We start from the raw sequence: 22,779 nt of genomic DNA on the forward strand, positions 1-22,779 counted from the left end.
AACACAATGAATTCAAATTATTTTGTATGGATAGAAATCGAGGCAAATAAACGGACGATAACCAATGCAGCCTGCTTTGAACAAGCAATGGAGAAGTGCAGGGCAGCAGGTATTGACGCAGTAATTCTTAGCGTAAAGGATACCACGGGATTTGTTATTTATGAGAGCGAAATTGCACCCCATTATGCAGAATATGATGAGGCATTTGAAAAGAAGGATTATCTGAAAGAATGTTTGGAAACAGCCCACCGTAAGGGATTGAAGTTCTATGCCTCCATTGATGTGTTTGCCGAAGGGAATAAAAGGAAACCTCATGAAAAAATGCCGGGCATCCTTAGGAAAGACTGGCAAACTTATGTATATGGCATTGATGAAGCAAAGAAACCGGTAATTCAGCCGGTATCAGAAAAAGCCGTGATAAATACCATTGGCAGCATAGATGATTTTGGAGAAATATTTGTGAACCCGGCTAATGAAGAGGTATGCAGCTACGAGTTGTCCCTGCTGAACGAAATAATGCAGAAATATACTATCGACGGTATTGTACTGGACCGTGTCCGCTACGTAGGATTAAGCTCGGATTTTGGACCTGTTACAAAGAAAAAATGGGAACAGCAGTTTAAAGATGTATGCAGTTGGCCCGAAGATATTTACCGCATTAAGGAAGAGAAAGGGAAACTGCAGATAGAATATGGCAATTTCTTCGGAGAATTCCTTAATTTCCGGGCAAAGACCATTACAGATTTTGTGAAAAGGGTAAGAAAACTGGTGGACAGCCAGGACAGAAGGCTTGAATTCCTGGACTATACCGGTTCGTGGTATCCTCTTTACTATCATGTGGGAGCTAATTGGGCTTCGAAGGATTATGACGCCAGGGAATATCCTTTCGTGGATATACAGGAATACAAAAAGACCGGATATGCGGAGCAGCTTGACGGCCTTTTGTCAGGATTCTATTATCCGCATGTGACAGAACAGGAGGCAGAGGAGGCAAGGCAGCCTGCTTTCTGGTACAGCGTAGAAGGTGCTGCCAGGTTAGCGGGTCATGTCACACAAAATGCCGTGACCGTTGTCGGAAGCCTGTTTTTGGAGCAATACCGGGAAAACCTGGAGGACATGACCAGGGCGATAAGAATGTGTTTTGAAAAATCCCACGGCTGTATGCTATTTGATTTGTCCTATCTGGTGGACAATGATTGGTGGAGCTATGTTTCGGTAAATGAACAAAAAGGATTCTTTTTGGAGCCTTTGCAGGAAAATGATCTGACAGAATTAATTCAGCTTTGGAGTGAATGCTTCCCGGAGGAATTTCAGGTATCCGCAGAACATCTGCACAGATGTACCTTTCTTGATGAGCAGTTTTGCCCCGAAGCATCCCTTTGTATCCGAAGCAGAGAGGGACAGAGGCTTTTGGGCGCCATCTTATGCAAGAAATCCGAAAGTTTGGGTAAGGGACAGAATTCAAATGCATGGATCACAGCGTTGTTGATTAAACCGGAATTTCAGAACAGGGGATTGGGAACACATCTGTATCTGGCTGCCCAAAAGGTACTGTCAGAAAAACCGGTCGGCAGGATATACGCTGGACAGGATTATCACAATATATTTTCCGGTATTCCGGCACCCGATGAGAAGAAAACAGCCTTCTTTCGGAAAATGGGATTTCAGGTCAATACAGAGGAGCATTATGATCTGACAGCCGACCTGTTCGGAAATGATAAAATCGACCGCTTTGACACCTCTTCCTTTCAGGAAAAATTCTATGCGGAAGTTCTAAAGATGGAGGAGAAGCAGGAGTTGTATCGGTTTTTGCAGGAGGAATTTCCGGGAATCTGGGCCGAAAGCATGGAAGAGTATCTGGAAAATGGTGGCAGTCCATGTGAAATTATAGTATTAAAGGAGCTGCAGAATAGAAAAATCGCCGGTTTTTGTAAGGTTCATGGGAATTGTGACCAGAACGGTGAACTGGGACCCATTGGAATTGCCAGGGCAGTCAGGGGGAACCATGCAGGGGAATACCTGCTCCATCAGTCACTTCTTCATTTGAGAAATCTCCAATGCAACCACATACGGATTGATTGGACAATTTTAAAAGATTTTTATGGGATATTTGGTTTTCAGCCGTATCGGGCATATCGGGGAGCTGTTAAAGAACTGTAAAATGCGGTTATTTTTTGGTAATGAAAAAAATACGACGAATGACCCGGCAGAGAAAAGGAAAAATGAAAGGTTTGTGCTGCCAATCTGCGGGGAAGAAAAGAGGTTGATAACTTGATTCATATAAAAGGTTTTTCAGAGGAAGGCAATTGGTATAAGGGTAACCTTCACAGCCACACTATCAATTCGGACGGAATGTTCACTCCCTGGGAAGCAGTAGAGGAATTTAAAAAGAACGGATATTCATTTTTGTGCATCAGTGACCATAATTTATATTTAGATTACAGAGAGCAGCTTGGGGAAGAAGATTTCTTAATACTGCCCGGAGTGGAAGCAGCAGCCATACTCTACGATGATGAAGACAGATGCGTAAAGGTACACCATATGAATGGTATCCTGGGCACAGCAGCCATGCAGGAGAGCGCTCCGATGAAATACCAGCATATGGAGGAGGTAGGACCTTTTATTTACCGTGGATCCTGGGACGGTGCCGGGGCTGCCGGGAATCTGGCAAGTGAGCTGCATAAAAGGGGATGTTTTGTTACCTATAATCACCCTATATGGTCCAGAGTGGAAGCAGAAGAATTCATCTTAGAGGATTTTGAGATACTGGAGATTTTTAACTATAACACCCAGAATGAAAGTGAAACAGGATATGATACGACATACTGGGATGTCATGCTTCGAAGGGGAAGACACATTTTGGCGGATGCGTCGGATGATAATCATAATGCCGGTTTATTTGATGATGCCTTTGGCGGATATATTGTAGTAAAGGCAGACAGTTTAACTCATGATTCCATTGCCAGGTCTATTCTTACAGGGAATTATTATTCCTCTTCCGGTCCCGAAATATATGACTGGGGAATCAAAGACGGAAAGGCCTATATTACCTGCAGTGCATCAGAGAGAATCAGTTTTATCACCGATGGCTTTGTGGGGGCAGGAAGTACCGTTTTAAGAAAAGCAAAAGAGGATTGGCTGCAGGAGGCGGTATATCCGCTTACTGGCAATGAAACTTATATTAGAGCAGAATGCAGAGATTTATACGGGAAAAAAGCTTGGACTAATCCAATCTATATAGAATACCAAAGAAGGTAAAGAACATTTCATAAAAAAGATGGGAGGAGGCTAAATCCATGAAAAAACACTATGATGTCATTGTAATCGGGGGAGGAACGGCCGGTTCGGCCGCAGCCATAGCATGCGCAATGGCCGGTGCCCGGACCCTTATTGTTGAACGGAATTCCTATCTTGGCGGCAGTGCATCAGGAGGACAGGTCACTCCCATGATGCATATAGGAATCGACGGCAATTATGGGGATTCTTATCTGAATGAAGTAATAAAGAAAAAAATGGCGGGAGAAGGAAATGCAGCCGACGATCAGTATGGCAACGACGGCTGGATTAATCCCGAGATGCTTAAATTTACACTGGAAGAGCTATACACGGAACACGGCGGTGAAATTTTGTACCTTACCGAGCTCATTGACACAGTGGTAGAAGAAAATAATATAAAAGGAATCCTCGTTCACAACAAATCAGGTCTTACACTAATTACCGCAGAGGTATTCATTGACTGCACCGGGGATGCGGATGCGGCTTATCTTGCGGGAGTTCCCTGTTTTGTCGGAGATGAAAAAGAGCATAACAATCAGGCTATGTCCCTGCGCTTTATGCTTGGAAATGTCGATATAGAAAGGTTGAAAGCATTTTTAAAGGACATAGGAGAGGAAGATATACTTAAATATCCTCTTGTGGAGATTGCTTCGGTATGGGAACAGGATACCCCGTTATGCAGATTGTTCCGAAAGGGTCTTAAGGAACACAGGATTGAATATGAGGATGGTATGTATATTCAGGCTTTTGCAGTTCCCGGGATGCCTGGGGTGATGTCATTTAATTGCCCGGAGATCCCTGATATCTATAATACACTTGATTCGGCAGAGATTAGCTGTGCCCTGGTAACCGGAAGGAAAATGATAAAAAGGCTGTATCGTTTCCTGCAGGAATTTCTTCCCGGATTTGAGAAGAGCTTTTTGGTATCGGTAGCAGAGATGCCGGGTATTAGAGAATCCAGAAGAATAAAGGGACTGTATGTACTAAGCGAAGAAGATTACGAAAGAAGGGCAAAATTTGACGATGCAATTGCAAGGACAGCTTATCCGATAGATATTCACGGTCTGCTGGATGAGAAACAGCTGGGAATCAAAGCAATGGAAAGAGGGGAATATTTCGAAGTTCCTTATCGGTGCATAGTCACAGAAAAGCTTGAAAATTTACTGGTGGCAGGAAGATGCCTTTCATCGACCTTTACCGCCCAGTCGTCTGTCAGAATACAGCCTACCTGCAGAGCTCTCGGAGAGGCCGCGGGTATTGCCGCCGCTTACTGTGTAAAAAACGGCAGGAAAGTGAATGAGCTGGACGGCAGAATTGTAAGAGACTTTATGGCATCCCCTGATTATTCTTCTCTTCTATGAGAGGGATGACGAAACTTTCGGTATAAAAAGAAAGGATAAGAGGTATGGGAATCGGAGTGGCGGAATTAACCGGGCAATTTGGGGAAGCCGGGTTAGGCCGGGGGGATACGGTGTTGTTTCATAGTTCCCTGAAAAGTTTCGGATTCATAGACGGCGGGGCCGATGCGGTGATTGCAGCGCTGACAAATACCATTGGAGTGGAAGGTACGTTGGTTGTACCGACACTTACCGGGCACAGAGAAGATTCGAAATCCTGTCCGCCCGTATTTGATGTGGTAAATACGAAATGCTGGACAGGGATACTTGCAGAAACCGTAAGAAACCGGAAGGATGCCATACGTTCCCTTCATCCTACACATTCAGCTGCAGCAATCGGGTACCGGAAGGAAGAATTGACCAGGGGGCATGAATATTCAGGCTCTCCCTGTGATGAGAAAAGTCCTTATTATATCAATGCTGCAGTAAAGGGATATATATTGCTGGCGGGTGTTGACCAGGAAAGCAATACTTCCATACACTCCTGTGAAGAAATTGCTATGGTGCCTTACCATTTGCAGCCGGATACGGTCAAAATCAATATCACCGGCTATGGAGGACAAAAGCTTACAGTGACAAACCGGCTGCATAATTGGGAAAAGCCTGCAACCGATTTTAATAAGCTGGATGAACTCTTTGAAAGCAAGGGTATTATGAAAAAGTACCGGGTTGGCAGCTCCCTTATCCGGCTGATCAATGCTTATGAAATGTTTGAATTTACGGTAAGCCTGTTAAGAAAAACTCCGGATTATCTGCTTGTATGAGGTCCGGTATATATAATGAAATGCTGGCATAGATAAACATAGAAAAATGGCATGGGAGGGAAAGGAATGGATAAGGTAAAAATAGGCGTGATAGGGACAGGGAGCATAAGTAACTTACATATGGCGGGTTATAACCGTCTGGAAAATGTCGAAGTAATTGCTGCATGTGATATTAACGAAGAGCGTGTAAGAAAATTTGCGGAAACCTACCATATAGCCAATACATTTACCGACTATAATGAGATGCTGAAAATGGAGGAACTTGATGCGGTCAGCGTAACGGCATGGAATAATGTCCACGCTCCCGCAAGCATTGCGGCACTAAATGCCGGAAAACATGTATTGTGTGAAAAACCCCTGGCGCTAAATGCAGATGAGGCATTGGGAATGGTGGAAACATCGAAAAAAAATGGTAAAATTCTAATGGTGGGATTTTGCAGGAGATTCGGAGAGAATGCGGTATCTTTAAAAGAAATGATTGCAAAGGGAGATTTGGGTCAGATATATTATGCAAAGACAGGCTGCCTTAGAAGGTGTGGAAATCCCGGCGGATGGTTCTCGGACCGAAGCAAATCCGGCGGCGGTCCGGTTATAGATCTCGGAGTGCATATGATTGATCTGGTGCGGTATCTTTCCGGCAAACCGAGGGCTGTGTCAGTTATGGCATCAACCTTTGACCATATGGGAATGAGAACAGAGGTCAAGGGGATAACAAAATATAACTCGGCTGATTACAGTGAATACAACGATGTGGAAGACTGTGCAACAGCTTTGATCCGGTTTGAGAATGGAATGACACTTTTTTTTGAAACGAGCTGGGTGCAGAATATAAAAGAGGATTCTCTTTACCTGGAGTTGTTTGGAGATAAGGCTGGTGTAACAATGGAACCCGAGTTTGAAATATATGAAAGCAAATACAATTACCTAAGAAATACAAAACCGGTATTGAATGCCGAGGGCAGCGGCTTTGAACATAATTTTATTGAGGAAATAAAGCATTTTATAAACTGTATTGCTGATGGTGCCATATGCCTGAATCCGGCAGAGGATGGTCTTGAATTGATGAGGATAATTGATGCAATCTATCAATCAGCAAAAACCGGTCACGAGGTATTAATTTGAAAAATGCATTGCATTTTTCAATTTATTATTTAGGCAGTATCGCAAGTAAACTTGCAATATGCATGGGGATTAGTGTGAATTATTGAGAAGCATAATTCACAGACAAGTTTGTGCCTGCGAAATCCTCGGCCCAAACTTGAGGCGTGTTGGAAAGGGCATCGTTGTTGGTGCGAAAATTTAAAAAGCAATATGGAGGTTATTATGAAACTGTCAGTAAGCGCATGGTCTCTTCAGGAGAAGCTGTTTGGGCAGGAGATTACCATATGTGATTTTATTCATTACTGCCATCGTAACGGCATCAGATCCGTTGAACTCCTGGATTGTTTTATAAAAGGAGAAAGTGACATAAGAGAAATTACCGAACTCCTTGCAAGACTTGACATGGAGGTGTCCGCATACTCCATAGGGAATGATTTTGTACTCCCGGACTCTGGAGAAAGAAATAAACAGGTGGAGTACCTAAAGAAAAGCATGGATTTAACAAGAAAGCTTGGCAGCAGCCGGATGAGAGTATTCGGCGGAAGTGAAAAAGAAGGTATAGCCTCTGAATATGCAGAGGATTGGATCGTAGAATGTTTTCAGAAAGCTGCCCCTTTCGCGGAGGAAAAAGGAATCACAATGGTGCTGGAAAACCATGGACTTATTACAGGAAAATCGGAGCAGATAAAGAGAGTTATCGAAAGAGTTGGTTCTAAAGCTCTCAAGGCAAATGCGGATGTCGCCAATTTTATTCTGGCAAATGAGAACTCTCTTGATGCAGTAAAAGCTCTTTATGATCAAATTGGTTATGTTCACTTGAAAGACTTAAAAAGAGTGAATGGGGAAGAGGGTTATACTGCATTAGATGGAAGCGTTTACCAGGGAGTTGTTCTAGGCTGCGGTGATGTTCCTATTGCCCAGACTATTCTTTATTTGAAAGAGAAAGGTTATAGCGGCTACCTGTCAATTGAATATGAGGGGTTAGGTGATCCTATGAAGGATACGTCTGAATGCATTGAATATTTAAAGAATGCCGTAAGGTAAGAAGCGGGAACAGATGAATATGACATTTAAAATAGATTGCTAATACAGTGATTATAACTCTATAAGAATTATAACATTTCAGGAGAAAGGCATAAGATATGAAGAAAAAAATCGTTTTACTTCCATTAGATGAGAGACCCTGCAATTATAGTTTTCCCTACCGCCTGTTTGAGCATGAAGACATCGATATTGTAAGGCCGGAGAATTTGGGACATAAAAAGGAACCGGCGGACGTTCTTACAGTTGCAGAATTTCTAAAAAAAGAATGCAAGGATGCGGACGGGCTGGTATTGTCGGTTGACATGCTGCTCTATGGCGGGCTGGTGCCCTCCCGTATTCATGACAGAGAGTTAGAAAAGTTAAAGGAACAGGCAGCAGTTATAAAGTCTCTCAAAAAAGAAAATCCCAAATTGATTATTTATGCATTTCAGGTTATCATGAGGTGCCCTGATTATTCCAGTGATGATGAGGAACCGGATTATTATGAACAATATGGCAAGATGATTCATTTAGCCGGTGAAATAGTGCATAAGAGCCGTCTTGGCCTGTGTGATGGCGGGGAACTGGATCATATATTAAGCCGTATTGACTGTGACAAGCTCAATGACTACGTAGCAAGAAGAGAACGCAACAGGGAATTAAACTATACCCTTATAAACTATGTAGGACAGGGCTATGTGGATGCGTTAGTCATACCTCAGGATGACTCTGCTCCCTATGGTTATGCCGCCATTGATCAGGAGGAGGTTCGTGCCAGGATAGACAGTGAAGGACTATCCGACAGGATTCTGATGTATCCCGGAGCCGATGAGGTAGCACTTACTCTGATGGCCAGAATGATAAATACGATAAAAGAGAAAAAGCCTAAAGTATATGTTAAATATGCCAGTGAAGGTTCCAAGGCAGTGATACCTATCTACGAAGGTAATACACTGGAAAATACCATAAAATATCATATCCTTTCAGCAGGCTGCCAGCTGACGGACTCCTATGAGAATTCAGATATTATACTCGCGATAACTGCTCCGGCCTATAAAATTGAGGAAGCCACCGAACAGCCCTGCCTGGCAAAGGGATACTGTGCCGACAGGAATCTTCCGGAGCTTATAGATTTTATAAGGAACAGGGTGGCAGAGGGAAAGATAGTCACAATAGGAGATAATGCTTATGGTAACGGCGGGGAGCTTCTTTTAATTCGTCTGTTAAATCAGAACCGCCTTTTGGATAGAATAGCAGGCTATGCCGGCTGGAATACCTCTGCGAATACCCTTGGTACTTCTATTGCAGAGGGAGTAGATTATTATCATTACGGAAGTACAAAGAAGCATATGGATTTCCTGGTGGAGCGTTATATTGAGGATGCCGGTTATTGTTCCGTTGTAAGGAAAAATGTGACCGAGGACTTAGAGAGCTATGGGATGAATTATTTTGATGTAAAAGAGCAGCAGGGTGAAATCAGCAAACGGGTGAAAAAAGAGTTGGAGCAGTTTATGCAGGAGTATATGCCATCCATTTCACCGGATATCCTCTTAAAGAGTGTGTGGATGCCCTGGAGCAGAATGTTTGAAGTTGGAATAGAAGCAAGCCATGGTCCCTCTAAGGAGCTTCTCTAAAAAGTTGATAGTAAATCTGGTTTCTGTATAAACAAAAGAAAGGTGAGAGTATGAGTAGAAATGAGCAAATATTGCAGCAATTAAGGGGAGGGCTGATTGTATCCTGCCAGGCATTAAAAAATGAGCCTCTGCACAGTTCCTATATTATGTCCAGAATGGCGGTATCAGCAAAAGAAGGCGGAGCGGCGGGCATTCGTGCAAATTCTCCGGAAGACATACGAGAAATCAAAAAGGCAGTGGAATTGCCGGTGATTGCCTTATACAAGCAGGATTATGAAGACTCTGAAATATATATAACTCCTACAGAAAGGGAAATAGAACTGTTAATGGCTGAAAACCCGGAAATAATTGCGATGGATGCCACAGGCAGACTTCGTCCCGGGGGAATCACACTGGAAGAGTTTTTCCCTAAGATAAGAGAGAAGTATCCGCACCAGCTGTTTATGGCCGACTGTGCTACTTTTGAGGATGGAATGAATGCACAGAAGCTTGGCTTTGACATTGCAGGCACTACCTTATGCGGTTATACAAAAGATACCAAAGGAGTTTCCCTTCCGAATCTGAACCTGATAAGAAGTCTGACAGAAGCCCTTAAAATACCGGTTATTGCAGAGGGGGGAATTTGGGAAGTAGCCGACTTACAGTTAATAATGAAGGAAAAGGTACTTGCTGCCGTGATTGGTACTGCAATTACCAGACCCAGGGAAATAACAAGAAGATATGTGGATAGCATATAGAAGAGAATGAGAAAAGCCCAAGAGCTCTTTAAAAGATAAGCTGCCAGTCTTACATGCGTTCAGTAGATATTTCTATGATTGCATGCAGGACTGGCAATTTATCTTTGTGTCCTTCTTAAGACATTTGTTAAGGGCAGTTAAAATTTTGTGAAATTTCAATTTCTCCTTGCGTTGGAGCTAACTCCAAGTGATATCATGAAAGTATTATAAGATACATGAAGGGAGATTAAGAAATGAAGAAATTAGGATTTGGCTGCATGAGACTTCCTATGAAGGCTGGAGACACCGGAATAGAAGAAGTGGATTATGAACAGTTTAACCAAATGATTGATCTGTTTCTGAAAGAAGGTTTCAATTATTTTGATACGGCCCATGGATATGTGGGCGGAAAAAGCGAGCTTGCATTAAGAGAATGTCTGGTAAAGAGATATCCAAGAGATTCTTATATTCTTACAGATAAACTTACTACACACTTTTTCAAAAAGGAAGAAGAAATCAGACCCTTATTTGAGCAGCAGCTTATTAATACGGGAGCCCAATATTTTGATTATTATCTGATGCATGCCATGAATCGTGACTTTTACCAGAAATATATTAAATGCCATGCCTTTGAGATAGTAAGACAACTAAAGGAAGAAGGTAAAATCAAGCATATCGGAATATCCTTTCATGATAAAGCGGAAGTGTTGGAAAAAATACTCCGTGAACAGCCGGATGTTGAAGTAGTGCAGATACAGTTTAATTATGCCGACTATGACGATCCGGGAATTGAAAGCTATAAATGCTATCAGGTATGTGAAAAATATAATAAACCGGTTATTGTAATGGAACCGGTAAAGGGAGGGGCGCTTGTTGATCTCCCGGGGGAGGCAAAGAAATTACTTTCAGATCATAACAGTGAAGTAAGTTTAGCCAGCTATGCCATCCGCTATTGTGCTTCCTTTGAAAAGGTATTCATGGTGTTGAGCGGTATGAGTAACATAGAGCAGATGGAAGACAATATCAGTTACATGAAAGAATTCAAGCCTTTTACCAAAGAGGAGTATGGTATGATAGACCGTATCAGAGAAATGCTCAAAACCCAGGATAACATTGCCTGTACGACCTGCAGATACTGTATTGATGAATGTCCAAAGAGTATACCCATACCGGACCTTTTTGCCTGTTATAATGCGAAGAAGCAATATAAGGACTGGAACAGCGAATGGTATTATGGCGTTTATACAAATGGAAAAGGAAAGGCAGCCGATTGCATAAAATGCGGTAAATGTGAAACAGTATGTCCCCAGCATTTGACGATTAGAGACTATTTAGAGGAAGTCAGCGGTATATTTGACAGTAAATAAAGATGTTTATTGACAGATGTCTGCCAAGATACCAGGGATCAGGAATAAAGTTTTTATTTTGCAAGGAGTATTTATAATAAGGCTGACCTGAAAATTGGTTAGCCTTATTTTTAAACTTTTTGAGTTTCAAAAGGCAATATAGTACAACAAAGTGCAATAAAGTTTATTAAATAGCAATAAAGTGTTGACAAGTACAAATGAATCAACTAGTATTAAGCTACAGCCAGGCTTGGAGGATAAACCATTATGGAAGAAAAGTTTTATACAATTTATCAGGTTGCAGATTTGCTGGGCATGCATCATAAAACAATCAGAAAGTTTATAGCAGAGGGGAAATTAGGAGCGGCTAAGGCAGGAAAGCAGTGGCGAATTTCTGACAACGACTTATCTGCTTTTATGGAAAATAGTAATGTGAAGGCAGAAGAAAAAATAGAAGGAAATACCTCTTTAGACTTTACAACAAAAACGATGGATGCTGCAAAGACAAGAATAAATGTGTCAACCGTCATCGACATAGATGATATAGATAAAAACCAGTATATGCGGGTATCGAATACCCTTATAGCTTCGATGAACAGCAAAGATTTAATATTTCAGGGTTCTACCCTTAACGTGAAATACTATGAAAGCGAGAGCAGACTAAAGATATTGCTTTGGGGATCGGTAAAATTCATAGAAGAAATGCTGGATATGGTGACTATGCTGGTAGAATCTGTTTAAGGAAGGAAAATAAATAAGATGAACATTAAAACATTAGAAAAGAATAATATTTTAATAGCAATTGTACAAAGCGATGAGGTCATAATAACAGATGTACAGTCCGCATTGGATTTTATGATGAGCATAAATTATGAAACTGGCTGTAATCATATTGCCTTAGATAAAGCGGCCGTTACGGAAGAGTTTTTTAAGCTGAGTAGTTGCCTTGCAGGAGAAATTCTTCAAAAGTTTATAAATTATCATGTGAAATTCGCTATCATCGGTGAATTTTCTCATTATACAAGCAAGCCCTTAAAAGACTTAATATATGAGAGTAATCATGGGAAAGATGTGTTTTTTGTCTCCACAGAAGAGGAAGCAATCGAAAAATTGTCTTCTATATGATAAATAATAAGTGGATTTGCAAATAGAAGAAGGTTGTTTAAAGAGAGAAAAGAAAGAATATTAAGTGAATGAATATCATTCATTGACAAATGGGATAGCTTATGTTAAGATGCGTTTATAAGCAAGGCAGGTGAGTAAAATGAGAGAGGTAAAGCCGGTAGAAGTCAGGAAACAGGAGATTTTGCATGCGGCAATAAAGGTATTCAAGGAAAAGGGATATGATAAGACTTCAATCTCTGACATAGCTACATCTTTAAAAATATCCCAAGGCTTATGCTACCGGTATTTTAAATCAAAGGAAGAGATTTTTGAGAGTGCGGTGGACGTATATGCCGGGTATATTGCCGACAAGATGATTGAGGTGCTATGTAATCCTAAAATGAATTTACTGGAGAAGATAATTTATATTCCCAATTTCAGCGACATTGAGAAGGAAAATAAAGAGTATTATGATATTTTTCACGGACAAGGAGCGGATTCCTTTCACGATAGATTGTCATTAAATATCTGTAAAAAGGTTTGTCCCCATGTTCAAAGGCTGCTGACAGAGGAATGTGAGAAGGGACAGCTTCGGTTAAAGGATCCTAAGACAGCGGCATCCTTTATGGTTTTCGGACAGTTAGGAATACTGATTGATAAAGAAATTGAGGGTGAGAAAAAGAACATAAAGATTATGGAATTTATAAAATCTGTACTGGAAGAGATTACTTTGTAATAAAAGGGCTTTCTGTAATTGGAAGTCCTTAAAATAAAATCAAATAATGAATGATATTCATTCATTAAAGAGAGACAAGTGTGAAAAGGAGCATGGTTATAAATATGAATTATCAGGAAAGAACGGTTACAAAAACAAAAAAACATTTTGAAGAATCAGCAGAGTATTATGATGAATCCTTTGACGGAAAATTTGTAAAGCCAATGTATGAGCATATACTAAGGCGGTTAAGGAAAGAAGAATGCGCCAGTATATTGGATGTAGGCTGCGGAACCGGTAATGTGTTAATCGAACTTGCCAATGGAAGCAGAAAGCTGTATGGTGTTGACCTTTCAGAGAATATGGTAAATATCGCAAAAGAAAGGCTAAAAGATAGTGCAGTAATAGTAACAGCAGATGCCGGAGAATTGCCCTTTGAAAATAACTCCTTTGATATCTTGCTATGTAATGCCTCTTTTCATCATTATCCGCAGCCGGAAGCTGTACTGGGGGAGATGAGAAGGGTTCTAAAGCCCAGTGGCGTACTGTTAATAGGCGAAGGATATGCCTATCAGCCATTTCGAATGTTTTTGAATATTTATTTCCGCTTTTCGGGCGGAGGAGATTACCGTTCCTACGGAATAAATGAATTGAAAAAGTTGTGCAAACGTGCCGGCTTTGATGAAATCACAATAGAGAGAAAGGGAATGCGGATATTTTTAGAGGCAAAAACGGTAAAGTAGAGACCTATGAAAAATAATAGTAAAATACAAAAAATTGAACTATTTGAAATATCTGTTATAGCATTTTTTTATATCCTGCCAGCTATATCGATTGCGACGGAATATCTTTATGATAAAAGTTCAATTATATACATAGCCGTTAAATGGATTCTATTTTGGGGAGTAGGCATGCGGCTTTTTACATGCGGCTTGAAGCAGGCTATTCAACCTGCATTTACTGCAAAAAGCATATTTGATATCAGAGAAGAAAAGGCATATTCTATTGTGAGAGAATTAGGTTTTGCCAATATTTCCACTGGTTTGTGCGGAATTCTTTCGCTATTTTACGGAGGATTCAGAGGAGCAGTATGGGTAATAGGTTTGATTTATTATATGCTTGCCCTTATTCAACATACTGTCAGAAAAGAAAAAAATGCGTCAGAAAGATTTGTTACTATAACAGACTTTACGATTGTACTGGAGCTGATTATTTCAGGTTTATTGTTAGCTAACAGATAGTATCATAAAAAAAATAACTTAAAGGATAGAGTCTATCCTTTAGGTTATTTTTTTGAATAGGATTTTAATTCTTTCGTTAAATCCTCCAATGTGACCTTTGACAATTCTTCTCTCATTGCAGCTATTGCATCATCAAAATGAGAGTGAAGGAGACTGCGGATATTGCTGCCTACAGGACAAGTACAGGAGGTATGGGGATGAAACTTAAAGATTTCGTCCGTTTCATCTGTTTCTACAGCAGCATAAATATCCCATAGTGAAATCTCACCGACAGGCTTTGCAAGCTCCATTTTACTTCTGCCGGGTCTGACGGATAACAGACCGGCCTTTTTTAGTTTAAGGAATATATTGCGAATAATGACGGAATTACAGCCTGCACTTTTTGCTGCAAGTTCACTGGTAATCCGTGTATCCGGAAAATAAGCAACCATCATCAAAGCATGTACTGCGATTGGAAATTGTGTACTTACACGCATATTAATCACCCGCTTTGATTGTAACTGATTTTATTAAAAAAGTCAATTGTAAGCGTTGACATTACAAATATGGAGTGTTATTATTGTAATGTAAAATATTACAGAAGGAGAATTTGGCATGGAAACATTGAAAGCTATGGCATTGAGAAAATCAGTGCGCGCGTACAAGGATGAACAAATAGCAGAAGAGAAGCTGGAAACTATTTTGTCTGCCGGCTGTGCTGCGCCAGTTGGTATGGCAAGGTATGATTCTTTACATCTGACGGTAATCCAGGATAAAGAAGTAATAAAGAAAGTTTCGGAAAGCATCATGCAGATGCTGAAGAGAGAAAATGATCCGCTCTATGGTGCAAGGACACTTATTTTAGTTTCTTCCCAAGAAATGCCTGCTCCCGGTCTTGATTATACCAATGCTTCCTGTGTTATGGAGAATATGTTGTTAACAGGAGCTGATCTTGGAATCGGAAGCGTTATTGTCTGGGGAATAGCCCTTGCAGTGGAAGCAAATGAGAGCCTGAAAGAGGCGCTTTCTATCCCGGAAGGATTCAAGCCGCTTATTGGTGCATGTTTTGGATATGCAGCAGATACAGAGCAGAAAGAAAAGGAATTAACAGTAAAGATTCAGTCAAATAGAGTATAATATAAAATAGGATTTTTTAAATGAAAGACGTAAGAGTGCAATAACTTTTATGTCTTTTTTAGTTTTGCTATGTCCTCAAAATAATCAAATATGTAAGGTTAAGTTGACATGCTTATTGAACAGTAGTATAATCAATGTAAGGTTAACATTACATATAGGAAAGGCATGGTTATTAAAATGAAGAATAGAGTCAAACAATTAAGGGAAGCCCTGGGGATGACTCAGGAGCAGTTGGGCGAATTAGTCGGAACCTCCAGACAGGCTATCAATGCTATTGAAACAGAAAAAAACGAGCCGTCTATATGGCTTGCATATGATATCTCCAGGGTTTTTAATGAACCCATTGAGAATGTGTTTTTATTTGAAGAAAGTGAAAGAAAGTCAAGAGCAGATGTAAGCAGGGGGTATACTTATGGCATTAAGAGAGATTAGGACCTTTGAGGATGATTTCTTAAGAAAGAAAAGCAAACCGGTTGACAAAGTCGATGACCGTATCAGACAGCTTCTTAAGGATATGGCAGAGACTATGTATCATACTCCTAACGGAGGTGGATTGGCGGCATGTCAGATAGGAATACTAAGACGTCTGGTAGTTGCCGATATGGGAGAGGGATTGTTAAAGCTTGTTAATCCGGAGATTATTGAAGAAGAAGGCGAGCAAATAGTAATAGAGGGATGTTTAAGTTATCCTGGCATCTGGGGCAAGGTAAAAAGGCCTTCCCGGGTAGTAGTAAAGGCCCTGGATGAAAACGGACAGCCGATTACAATAGAAGCAGCAGGAGCAATGGCAAAATGTCTTTGCCATGAAATTGATCATCTGGAAGGAGTTATCTTCACGGATAAGGTGATAGAATATGTCAAGGTAGAATAGGACAATAAACATTTGGACTTAAACGGAGAGAATGTTAAATGAAAAGAAGAAGATTTACTTATGATGAATGGGCAGGCTTATTAAAACAAAATTTTTGCCAGCAAAGAATAGATAATATGCATTTTAAGGGCATGGCCCGGCTGATTACGATGGAGGAAGTAAAAGAACCTGTCATTTGGAATTTTCATAATGATGAAATTCTCATATGTGATAATGGAATGAAGTGGTTAGCTATGATGCCCGATAAGGAGTATTATGTAATCAGTGCTCTATTAAATTCTAAGAATGAAATCACTTTGTGGTATATCGATATGATTGCAGAGTCCGGGATCGATGAAGATGGTATTGTTTATTATTATGATTTATATTTGGATTTAGTGGTTTATCCGGATGGAAAAGTTTATACAGATGATATGGACGAGCTGGAGGAGGCTTTAAAAAACAAAGATATATCAAGGGAACAATATAATCTGGCAATTGACACGAGTAATAATTTAAGGGCAGGATTACTGGCAGACAGAAAAAAACTGCAAAATATCTCTATGAGCTGCCTGCAGGAATTTTTCATGGAGAAAACTTCCCGCAGGGGATTGTGAGAAAGGCTTACTAATCAGTTATACGAAAAGACACCATCTGACACCGAACTTATCAATAAAGTCTGTACATAGCGGGCTGAAATCGCATGGACCCAAGGGAAACAGGATTTCACTGCCCTCTTTCAGTGTCTCATAAGCATGTTTCACTGCATCTTCATTTCCTTCGCCATAATGAAAGCAAAACTGCATGGTATTACCGGGAGTGCTCTTATCCATGCCGTCGTTTGCCTCGGATATTGCAAGGATATGACCGTCAACATCAAGTTCCGAATGGTAAAATGAACCGTCTGAATTTTTTACATGAAAGCCCAAGGTGGCATGAAATGCTTTTAAATACAACTCCACGGTCTCACCGCTTCCTTTTACATAAATTTGCATCATTGATCTTATCATAATAACCTCCATGCATACCGCAAGTTTACTTGCGATACTGCCTAAATAGAAATTTGAAAAATGCTTCGTATTTTATAGACCAGCTTTATCTGTTATTTCTGACTTGATATCATTGTCCGCAGACGGCGGTTTCCTGGCAAGGAGAATATAAGAAGTGATCCCTGCGGTTATCGGTATAATCAAAGTGACACCCAGGCTGCTGCACAGGATGGATATGATTTCAGAGCAGAATACCTTTGAATTTATTATGGTTGAAAAGGAGTAATGCAAATCTTTTAACCAGAGAATAAGAGCCATATATCCGCCTACAAATGCAAAGTAGAGCGTATTTGTGGTGGTTCCAAGGATATCCCGTGAAATATTTAAGCCAGACTCAAATAATTTACGCCTTGTAATGGAAGGGTTATGGATATATACCTCATTCATGGAGGAGGAGATGGATATTGCAGTGTCAATAATTGCCCCGATTAACCCCATAATGATAGTGCTGATAACGATTTTGGTAAAATTAGTGCCGATATAAAGGGAATATAAGCTGATTTCTTCAAACTCCTCTTCACTAAAGCCCTGTATCCTGGCGGCATAGCCTATAAAATAGATAAAGAAAAACAGGACAGCCAATGTGATAAGGGTGGACAAAAAGGCAGCCGTTGTTTTAGGGTGTTTCCCATTTATGTAAAAGAGAGAAACATAACTTATCAGAATGCAGGCCAGAATGGTTATAACGATTGAGTTTAAGTTATGTGCTATCAGTATAATGGCAACAAAGATAATAAGAAAATTCAACAATAAGGAAAGAAAAGATTTAGTACCCTTTTCTTTGCCGATTAATTTCATGAGAATAAATAAGATGACAGCTAAAATAATGATAACATTCATCTGTTTCTATCAGCTGTTGAGCAAGGAGGGCATTTGCTGCAGCGTCCTTTCTTCTTGATTTTAACTATTCATAGCCTCTGTTTTACGAAACCTGCTCCCTTTTCTTTAAATGCCGGTGCTGCATAAATACAGAGGTATAAAGGGAAAGAGGGATTGCCAGAACAATGCCGATGCTTCCTGTTAAAGCACGTATCAGCTCCAGGGAAAGGTTCATATTAAAGCTGTATCCGGTTTGAAAACCATTTTTAAGGTATACCAGCAGCATTGGAATGGCACCGCTGACATAGGCAAAGAACAATACATTCGTCATGGTACCCATAATGTCCTTTCCTATTTCCATTCCGGAATCCATCAAGGCTTTCCTTGAGATATCCGGCTTTTTTTCGCATAATTCATAGATGGAAGAAGAGATAGTGATACACACATCCATAACAGCCCCGAGACACCCCACCAGAATTTCAGCCATGAAGATTTCATGGGGAGGATGGGTTAAAAACTGCATTTCTTCATACCGTACCCCTTTTTCATTGGTCAGCTTCATTACAATATAAGCAATAATCAGTGTGAGGAAGGTACCTGACAGTGTGGATATAATGGCTGTAAAGGTCTTTTGGTTGTACCCGCCAACAAGGATAAGGGAAAAGACTGTGAATACAATAACCACGATGCTGCAAACGAGTAAAAGGTTAATTCCTCTTAAATACAAATCCATAACCAAAGAAAAAAGGATAACATTAAAAGTAAGGCTAAGCAGTGAGAAAAGCCCCTTTTTCTTTCCGACGGCAATAATAAAAACAGTAAACAAAACAGCCATTAGTACAATATAAGAATCTCTTTTAAGTCCCTTAATGGTTCCGGTCAGCGTGGCCTTTGTGTTGTCATCCAGTGATATAAATAAAGCATCGCCTTTTTTGTACTGATTATCTGCGGCACCGGAATAGGAGTACTGATTTCTAAGCTCTATGCTTTTGCTTTTTAATGTCCCATTTAGAATCTTACCGGTAAGAAGCTGAGTGTATAGAATGTCTTTGTTTCCGTAATAATCCGTAGCCGTTTCTTCTTTTATCAATTTTACGGCTGTTATTTTAACAATGGTCTCCTTGTAAAAATTATAATTATTGTTCACGAACACAAGGAGAAATAAACAGCAAATTCCTAACAGGATATACAGTGATTTTTTCATAATCGCGCCTTTGACATAAATAAAATTGTCTTAAAATCTCTAATTATCCTATCACAACACTTAAAAATTGTAAATATCAATTATTTATACCGGATTTATTTGACTTGTCAGGTGACAAGACATGTGCTATAATAGGCGAAAAATGAAACTTGGGAAGTGATGAGTGATAGAAGACATGATTAATAAGATAGAGGAATTAAAAAAGGAGAAGGATATAGCGATACTGGCCCATTATTATACCGACGGTCAGATACAGGCTCTTGCCGATTATGTCGGGGATTCCTATTATCTAAGTAAAATAGCAACAGAGATACCCCAGAGCACTATTTTGTTCTGCGGGGTGTCTTTTATGGGGGAAAGTGCCAAGCTGCTTAACCCGGAGAAAACCATAATTATGCCTGACAGCTATGCTGACTGCCCGATGGCGCATATGGCTGATATTGATGAAATAGAAAGAGTAAGAAAAGATTATGAGAATGTGGCAGTGGTCTGCTATGTGAATTCAACAGCTGAGATTAAGGCTCATTCCGATGTATGCGTAACTTCGGCAAATGCCTTAAGGATAGTAAAAGCACTGCCTAATAAGAATATCTATTTTATACCTGACGGGAACCTGGGCAGATATCTTGCTAACAAAATTCCTGAAAAGAATTTTATATTATGTGACGGTTTCTGCCATGTACATACGAGCATTACAAGGGAAAATGTAGAAAAGGCGAAGCAGGTGCACCCAGAGGCTCTTGTTTTGGCACATCCTGAATGTACCTGGGATGTATTAGAACTTGCCGATTATATCGGAAGTACCTCCGGAATTATAGATTATGCTACCCAAAGTGAGGCAGAAGTTTTTATCATATGCACGGAAATGGGAGTGCTCTACGAGTTGGAATTAAAGAATCCGGGTAAAAAGTTTTATTCCGTAGGGCACAGGCAGTTCTGCCCGAATATGAAGCGGATAACAACAGAGCGGGTTTTGGAACAGTTACAGAATATGAGCAACGTGGTTGAACTTGACGAAGAAATGTATGATAAAGCAAACAAACCTCTTGAGAGAATGTTGGCTCTGTCAAAATAAGGTGAAAAGAGTGAATATGAAGGCAGATGTTGTAATAGTAGGAAGCGGCGTGGCCGGTTTATACTGCGCACTTAACCTGCCAGATGATAAAACAATCCGACTGATTACCAAGAATTCTTTGGAAATGAGCGATTCTTATCTGGCACAGGGAGGAATATGCGTACTGAAGGAAGAAGGAGATTATGAAAACTTCTTTCAGGATACTTTAAAAGCAGGACATTTTGAGAATGACAGGGCAGCTGTACAGCAGATGATATGCAAATCCCCGGAGGTAATAAAGGATTTGATTTCACTGGGGGTAGAATTCGAGCAAAAGGACGGAAAACTGCTGTACACAAAGGAAGGTGCCCACTCCCTGCCACGAATTTTATATCACAAGGATATTACAGGGCAGGAGATTACCGGAAAGCTCCTGGCACAGGTAAAGAAGAAAAAGAATGTCATTCTTATGGAATACACGGAAATGGTGGACTTAATATGCCGTGACAACCGTTGCAGCGGCGTTGTAATCCGCACAAAAGAAGGAATTAACTTAAGGCTGGATGCTGACTTTACCGTATTGGCAACGGGGGGAATCGGAGGGTTATATGAGGATTCCACCAATTATCCGCATTTGACAGGGGATTCTCTGGCACTTGCTATAAGGCATAATATCCGGCTAAAGAATATTAATTATATACAGATACATCCTACCACCCTGTATTCTAAGAAGAAGGGCAGACGATTTTTAATTTCAGAGTCCGTAAGAGGAGAAGGAGCATACCTTCTCAATGCAAAAAAAGAACGATTTGTAGATGAGCTTTTGCCAAGGGATATTTTGACACAGAAGATTCTGCAGCAGATGAAAAAGGAAGGCAGCAGGCATGTGTGGCTTTCGGTTACCCACTTGGGAAGGGAAAAGATAATGGAGAGGTTTCCTAATATTTATGAGCGCTGTAAGGAGGAAGGAATCGATATTGCAAAGGATTGTATTCCTGTAACACCGGCGCAGCATTATTTTATGGGAGGAATTGAAGCAGACCTAAGCAGCAGAACCTCCATGGAGTATCTTTATGCGGCAGGAGAGACCAGCTGTAATGGAGTACATGGAGCAAACCGTCTTGCCAGCAATTCACTATTGGAAAGTCTGGTTTTTGCAAGGGAAGCCGCAAGGCATATCTCAAAAGTACAGAAAAATAAGAGTTTTCCTCCGGTGGCAGTGGATCTTAAGCAGTATAATGATTATGAGAAGCTGCAGGCTAAGAATAAAGAGCTGGTATTAAAAGAAATAGAAAGGGCAGCACAGAATGTACAACGAAATAACCTTCAAGTTAAATATGGATGAGCTTATATTGCAGGCTTTAAGGGAGGATATCTCCAGTGAAGACATCACAACGAATGCAGTTTTAAGAGAGAAAAGAGAAGGCAGGGTCGAACTTCTTTGTAAGCAGGCTGGCGTCATAGCAGGCATGGAGGTCTTTTTCCGGGTATTCCTTCTGTTAGACCCGGCTGCCAGGATGGAAACCCATATAAAAGATGGAGACAGGGTTAAGAAAGGCGACCTCCTTGCTGTGGTAACAGCCGATGCAAGAGCATTGCTCTCGGGAGAAAGAACAGCATTAAATTATCTGCAGCGTATGAGTGGAATCGCCACTTATACAAGAGAAGCAGCTGACCTTTTAGAGGGAAGTAATACCAGGCTGCTGGATACGAGAAAAACAACACCCGGCATGAGAATCTTTGAGAAATATGCAGTTAAAGTCGGAGGAGGCTATAATCACAGATACAATCTCTCGGACGGAATCTTGTTAAAGGATAATCATATTGCAGCAGCAGGCGGAGTGAAGCGGGCAGTTGAGATGGCAAGGGAATATGCTCCTTTTGTGCGAAAGATAGAAGTTGAAGTAGAGAATCTGGAAATGTTAGAGGAAGCTTTGGAGGCCGGTGCAGATATTATTATGCTCGATAATATGAGTATAGACATGATGAAGCAGGCGGTTGAAAGGACGGCAGGCAGGGCTAAGACAGAATGCTCCGGGAATGTGACAAAAGAGCGTATTGTAAGCTTAAGGGAAATCGGTGTTGATTATATTTCCTGCGGAGCCTTAACCCATTCCGCTCCCATACTGGATGTATCGTTAAAAAACCTTGTTATAGTGGAGGATGAATTCCACAGCTAATATGAATATTCATAAATTACCGGGTAAGTGTTATTAGAAACGGGTTAATTAGGTTTTATTTACCCTAACAGAAGAGATTATAGTGTTCAAGTACCATCGACTACAGTAGTAAGATCAAGGGTTCCAAAGTTAGAATAAAACTTTGGGACTCTTAATTTTTGCTATTTGCTTATCAGGTAGTTGGTTTAAT

25 protein-coding genes are annotated in these 22,779 nt (G+C 40.5%); 21 read left to right on the forward strand and 4 right to left on the reverse strand.

Features of this window, described 5'->3' with window-relative positions:
• Positions 1-6 precede the first annotated feature (6 nt).
• The 14 genes from BUF11_RS24195 to BUF11_RS00430 all read left to right on the forward strand — a co-directional run bounded on the left by BUF11_RS24195 (position 7) and on the right by BUF11_RS00430 (position 14,317).
• Entirely contained in the window at positions 7-2,160 is a 2,154-nt protein-coding gene (locus tag BUF11_RS24195; protein WP_073586836.1) for a GNAT family N-acetyltransferase, read from the forward strand.
• 111 nt (positions 2,161-2,271) lie between these two features.
• Complete coding sequence (locus BUF11_RS00370; protein WP_073586837.1) at positions 2,272-3,258, forward strand: CehA/McbA family metallohydrolase; 987 nt, start codon at positions 2,272-2,274, stop codon at positions 3,256-3,258.
• Positions 3,259-3,296: 38 nt separating this feature from the next.
• Complete coding sequence (locus BUF11_RS00375; RefSeq protein WP_073586838.1) at positions 3,297-4,637, forward strand: FAD-dependent oxidoreductase; 1,341 nt, start codon at positions 3,297-3,299, stop codon at positions 4,635-4,637.
• A gap of 44 nt (positions 4,638-4,681) precedes the next feature.
• Entirely contained in the window at positions 4,682-5,437 is a 756-nt protein-coding gene (locus BUF11_RS00380) for an aminoglycoside N(3)-acetyltransferase (RefSeq protein WP_073586839.1), read from the forward strand.
• A gap of 66 nt (positions 5,438-5,503) precedes the next feature.
• On the forward strand, positions 5,504-6,559 hold the full coding sequence (locus tag BUF11_RS00385) for a Gfo/Idh/MocA family protein (protein ID WP_073586840.1): 1,056 nt from the start codon (positions 5,504-5,506) through the stop codon (positions 6,557-6,559).
• A 201-nt stretch (positions 6,560-6,760) separates the two neighbouring features.
• Positions 6,761-7,582 carry a sugar phosphate isomerase/epimerase family protein gene (locus BUF11_RS00390; protein ID WP_073586841.1) on the forward strand — a complete coding sequence of 274 codons (822 nt, stop codon included), beginning with the start codon at positions 6,761-6,763 and terminating at the stop codon, positions 7,580-7,582.
• A 98-nt stretch (positions 7,583-7,680) separates the two neighbouring features.
• Positions 7,681-9,195, forward strand: a complete 1,515-nt coding sequence (locus tag BUF11_RS00395; protein WP_073586842.1) for a DUF4127 family protein — start codon at positions 7,681-7,683, stop codon at positions 9,193-9,195.
• Positions 9,196-9,245: 50 nt separating this feature from the next.
• On the forward strand, positions 9,246-9,932 hold the full coding sequence (locus BUF11_RS00400) for an N-acetylmannosamine-6-phosphate 2-epimerase (protein WP_073586843.1): 687 nt from the start codon (positions 9,246-9,248) through the stop codon (positions 9,930-9,932).
• Between the two features lie 233 nt (positions 9,933-10,165).
• Entirely contained in the window at positions 10,166-11,278 is a 1,113-nt protein-coding gene (locus BUF11_RS00405; RefSeq protein WP_073586844.1) for an aldo/keto reductase, read from the forward strand.
• 246 nt (positions 11,279-11,524) lie between these two features.
• Positions 11,525-11,998, forward strand: a complete 474-nt coding sequence (locus BUF11_RS00410; RefSeq protein ID WP_073586845.1) for a helix-turn-helix domain-containing protein — start codon at positions 11,525-11,527, stop codon at positions 11,996-11,998.
• 18 nt (positions 11,999-12,016) lie between these two features.
• A complete protein-coding gene (locus BUF11_RS00415; protein WP_073586846.1) occupies positions 12,017-12,382 on the forward strand; it encodes a DUF4180 domain-containing protein in 366 nt (121 codons plus the stop codon).
• Positions 12,383-12,521: 139 nt separating this feature from the next.
• Positions 12,522-13,097 (forward strand): TetR/AcrR family transcriptional regulator, encoded by a 576-nt coding sequence (locus tag BUF11_RS00420; protein WP_073586847.1) that lies wholly within the window; start codon positions 12,522-12,524, stop codon positions 13,095-13,097.
• A gap of 104 nt (positions 13,098-13,201) precedes the next feature.
• Positions 13,202-13,819, forward strand: coding sequence for a class I SAM-dependent methyltransferase (locus tag BUF11_RS00425; RefSeq protein WP_073587837.1), 618 nt, complete (start codon positions 13,202-13,204; stop codon positions 13,817-13,819).
• A 6-nt stretch (positions 13,820-13,825) separates the two neighbouring features.
• Positions 13,826-14,317, forward strand: a complete 492-nt coding sequence (locus tag BUF11_RS00430; RefSeq protein ID WP_073586848.1) for a DUF6790 family protein — start codon at positions 13,826-13,828, stop codon at positions 14,315-14,317.
• A gap of 44 nt (positions 14,318-14,361) precedes the next feature.
• Here the strand turns inward: BUF11_RS00430 and BUF11_RS00435 are convergent, their stop codons facing one another.
• A complete protein-coding gene (locus BUF11_RS00435) occupies positions 14,362-14,793 on the reverse strand; it encodes an Rrf2 family transcriptional regulator (protein WP_073586849.1) in 432 nt (143 codons plus the stop codon).
• Positions 14,794-14,911: 118 nt separating this feature from the next.
• Between BUF11_RS00435 and BUF11_RS00440 the strand changes: the two genes are divergently transcribed.
• The 4 genes from BUF11_RS00440 (at position 14,912) to BUF11_RS00455 (ending at position 16,900) form a co-directional block, all read left to right on the forward strand.
• Positions 14,912-15,433, forward strand: coding sequence for a nitroreductase family protein (locus BUF11_RS00440; RefSeq protein ID WP_073586850.1), 522 nt, complete (start codon positions 14,912-14,914; stop codon positions 15,431-15,433).
• 177 nt (positions 15,434-15,610) lie between these two features.
• A complete protein-coding gene (locus BUF11_RS00445) occupies positions 15,611-15,865 on the forward strand; it encodes a helix-turn-helix transcriptional regulator (protein ID WP_073587838.1) in 255 nt (84 codons plus the stop codon).
• Positions 15,846-16,304, forward strand: a complete 459-nt coding sequence (gene def / locus BUF11_RS00450; RefSeq protein WP_073586851.1) for a peptide deformylase — start codon at positions 15,846-15,848, stop codon at positions 16,302-16,304. Before BUF11_RS00445 ends, def begins: the two co-directional genes overlap by 20 nt.
• A 38-nt stretch (positions 16,305-16,342) precedes the next feature.
• Complete coding sequence (locus tag BUF11_RS00455; RefSeq protein WP_073586852.1) at positions 16,343-16,900, forward strand: DUF402 domain-containing protein; 558 nt, start codon at positions 16,343-16,345, stop codon at positions 16,898-16,900.
• 18 nt (positions 16,901-16,918) lie between these two features.
• Here BUF11_RS00455 and BUF11_RS00460 read toward each other — a convergent pair whose 3' ends face one another.
• From BUF11_RS00460 to BUF11_RS00470, 3 genes are all read right to left on the reverse strand, one after another.
• Positions 16,919-17,293 (reverse strand): VOC family protein, encoded by a 375-nt coding sequence (locus BUF11_RS00460; protein WP_073586853.1) that lies wholly within the window; start codon positions 17,291-17,293, stop codon positions 16,919-16,921.
• A 72-nt stretch (positions 17,294-17,365) separates the two neighbouring features.
• Entirely contained in the window at positions 17,366-18,172 is an 807-nt protein-coding gene (locus BUF11_RS00465) for a YibE/F family protein (protein WP_073586854.1), read from the reverse strand.
• Between the two features lie 82 nt (positions 18,173-18,254).
• Positions 18,255-19,355, reverse strand: a complete 1,101-nt coding sequence (locus BUF11_RS00470; RefSeq protein ID WP_073586855.1) for a YibE/F family protein — start codon at positions 19,353-19,355, stop codon at positions 18,255-18,257.
• A gap of 166 nt (positions 19,356-19,521) precedes the next feature.
• Here BUF11_RS00470 and nadA point away from each other — a divergent pair, with 166 nt between their 5' ends.
• The 3 genes from nadA to nadC are packed head-to-tail and all read left to right on the forward strand — an operon-like array spanning position 19,522 to position 22,589.
• The gene (nadA, locus tag BUF11_RS00475; RefSeq protein WP_073587839.1) at positions 19,522-20,430 is read left to right on the forward strand and encodes a quinolinate synthase NadA; all 909 of its coding nucleotides are present in this window, start codon (positions 19,522-19,524) and stop codon (positions 20,428-20,430) included.
• Positions 20,431-20,446: 16 nt separating this feature from the next.
• Entirely contained in the window at positions 20,447-21,754 is a 1,308-nt protein-coding gene (locus BUF11_RS00480; protein WP_073586856.1) for an L-aspartate oxidase, read from the forward strand.
• On the forward strand, positions 21,717-22,589 hold the full coding sequence (gene nadC / locus BUF11_RS00485; protein WP_073586857.1) for a carboxylating nicotinate-nucleotide diphosphorylase: 873 nt from the start codon (positions 21,717-21,719) through the stop codon (positions 22,587-22,589). The genes BUF11_RS00480 and nadC overlap by 38 nt, the downstream gene beginning before the upstream one ends.
• Positions 22,590-22,779: the final 190 nt, after the last annotated feature.

The sequence above is a fragment of the Anaerocolumna xylanovorans DSM 12503 genome, from assembly GCF_900143645.1.
Lineage (GTDB): Bacteria > Bacillota > Clostridia > Lachnospirales > Lachnospiraceae > Anaerocolumna > Anaerocolumna xylanovorans.

Excerpts from the sequence above, each read along its gene's own strand:
- BUF11_RS00465 (WP_073586854.1), bottom strand. The coding sequence starts at position 18,172 with ATGAATGTTATCATTATTTTAGCTGTCATCTTATTTATTCTCATGAAA.
- BUF11_RS00430 (WP_073586848.1), top strand. The coding sequence starts at position 13,826 with ATGAAAAATAATAGTAAAATACAAAAAATTGAACTATTTGAAATATCT.
- BUF11_RS00375 (WP_073586838.1), top strand. The coding sequence starts at position 3,297 with ATGAAAAAACACTATGATGTCATTGTAATCGGGGGAGGAACGGCCGGT.
- BUF11_RS00405 (WP_073586844.1), top strand. The coding sequence starts at position 10,166 with ATGAAGAAATTAGGATTTGGCTGCATGAGACTTCCTATGAAGGCTGGA.
- BUF11_RS00435 (WP_073586849.1), bottom strand. The coding sequence starts at position 14,793 with ATGCGTGTAAGTACACAATTTCCAATCGCAGTACATGCTTTGATGATG.
- BUF11_RS00380 (WP_073586839.1), top strand. The coding sequence starts at position 4,682 with ATGGGAATCGGAGTGGCGGAATTAACCGGGCAATTTGGGGAAGCCGGG.
- BUF11_RS00445 (WP_073587838.1), top strand. The coding sequence starts at position 15,611 with ATGAAGAATAGAGTCAAACAATTAAGGGAAGCCCTGGGGATGACTCAG.
- BUF11_RS00410 (WP_073586845.1), top strand. The coding sequence starts at position 11,525 with ATGGAAGAAAAGTTTTATACAATTTATCAGGTTGCAGATTTGCTGGGC.
- BUF11_RS00440 (WP_073586850.1), top strand. The coding sequence starts at position 14,912 with ATGGAAACATTGAAAGCTATGGCATTGAGAAAATCAGTGCGCGCGTAC.
- BUF11_RS00425 (WP_073587837.1), top strand. The coding sequence starts at position 13,202 with ATGAATTATCAGGAAAGAACGGTTACAAAAACAAAAAAACATTTTGAA.
- BUF11_RS00390 (WP_073586841.1), top strand. The coding sequence starts at position 6,761 with ATGAAACTGTCAGTAAGCGCATGGTCTCTTCAGGAGAAGCTGTTTGGG.
- BUF11_RS00395 (WP_073586842.1), top strand. The coding sequence starts at position 7,681 with ATGAAGAAAAAAATCGTTTTACTTCCATTAGATGAGAGACCCTGCAAT.
- BUF11_RS24195 (WP_073586836.1), top strand. The coding sequence starts at position 7 with ATGAATTCAAATTATTTTGTATGGATAGAAATCGAGGCAAATAAACGG.
- nadC (WP_073586857.1), top strand. The coding sequence starts at position 21,717 with ATGTACAACGAAATAACCTTCAAGTTAAATATGGATGAGCTTATATTG.
- BUF11_RS00460 (WP_073586853.1), bottom strand. The coding sequence starts at position 17,293 with ATGATAAGATCAATGATGCAAATTTATGTAAAAGGAAGCGGTGAGACC.
- BUF11_RS00455 (WP_073586852.1), top strand. The coding sequence starts at position 16,343 with ATGAAAAGAAGAAGATTTACTTATGATGAATGGGCAGGCTTATTAAAA.
- BUF11_RS00415 (WP_073586846.1), top strand. The coding sequence starts at position 12,017 with ATGAACATTAAAACATTAGAAAAGAATAATATTTTAATAGCAATTGTA.
- def (WP_073586851.1), top strand. The coding sequence starts at position 15,846 with ATGGCATTAAGAGAGATTAGGACCTTTGAGGATGATTTCTTAAGAAAG.
- BUF11_RS00385 (WP_073586840.1), top strand. The coding sequence starts at position 5,504 with ATGGATAAGGTAAAAATAGGCGTGATAGGGACAGGGAGCATAAGTAAC.
- BUF11_RS00470 (WP_073586855.1), bottom strand. The coding sequence starts at position 19,355 with ATGAAAAAATCACTGTATATCCTGTTAGGAATTTGCTGTTTATTTCTC.
- BUF11_RS00480 (WP_073586856.1), top strand. The coding sequence starts at position 20,447 with ATGAAGGCAGATGTTGTAATAGTAGGAAGCGGCGTGGCCGGTTTATAC.
- BUF11_RS00400 (WP_073586843.1), top strand. The coding sequence starts at position 9,246 with ATGAGTAGAAATGAGCAAATATTGCAGCAATTAAGGGGAGGGCTGATT.
- BUF11_RS00420 (WP_073586847.1), top strand. The coding sequence starts at position 12,522 with ATGAGAGAGGTAAAGCCGGTAGAAGTCAGGAAACAGGAGATTTTGCAT.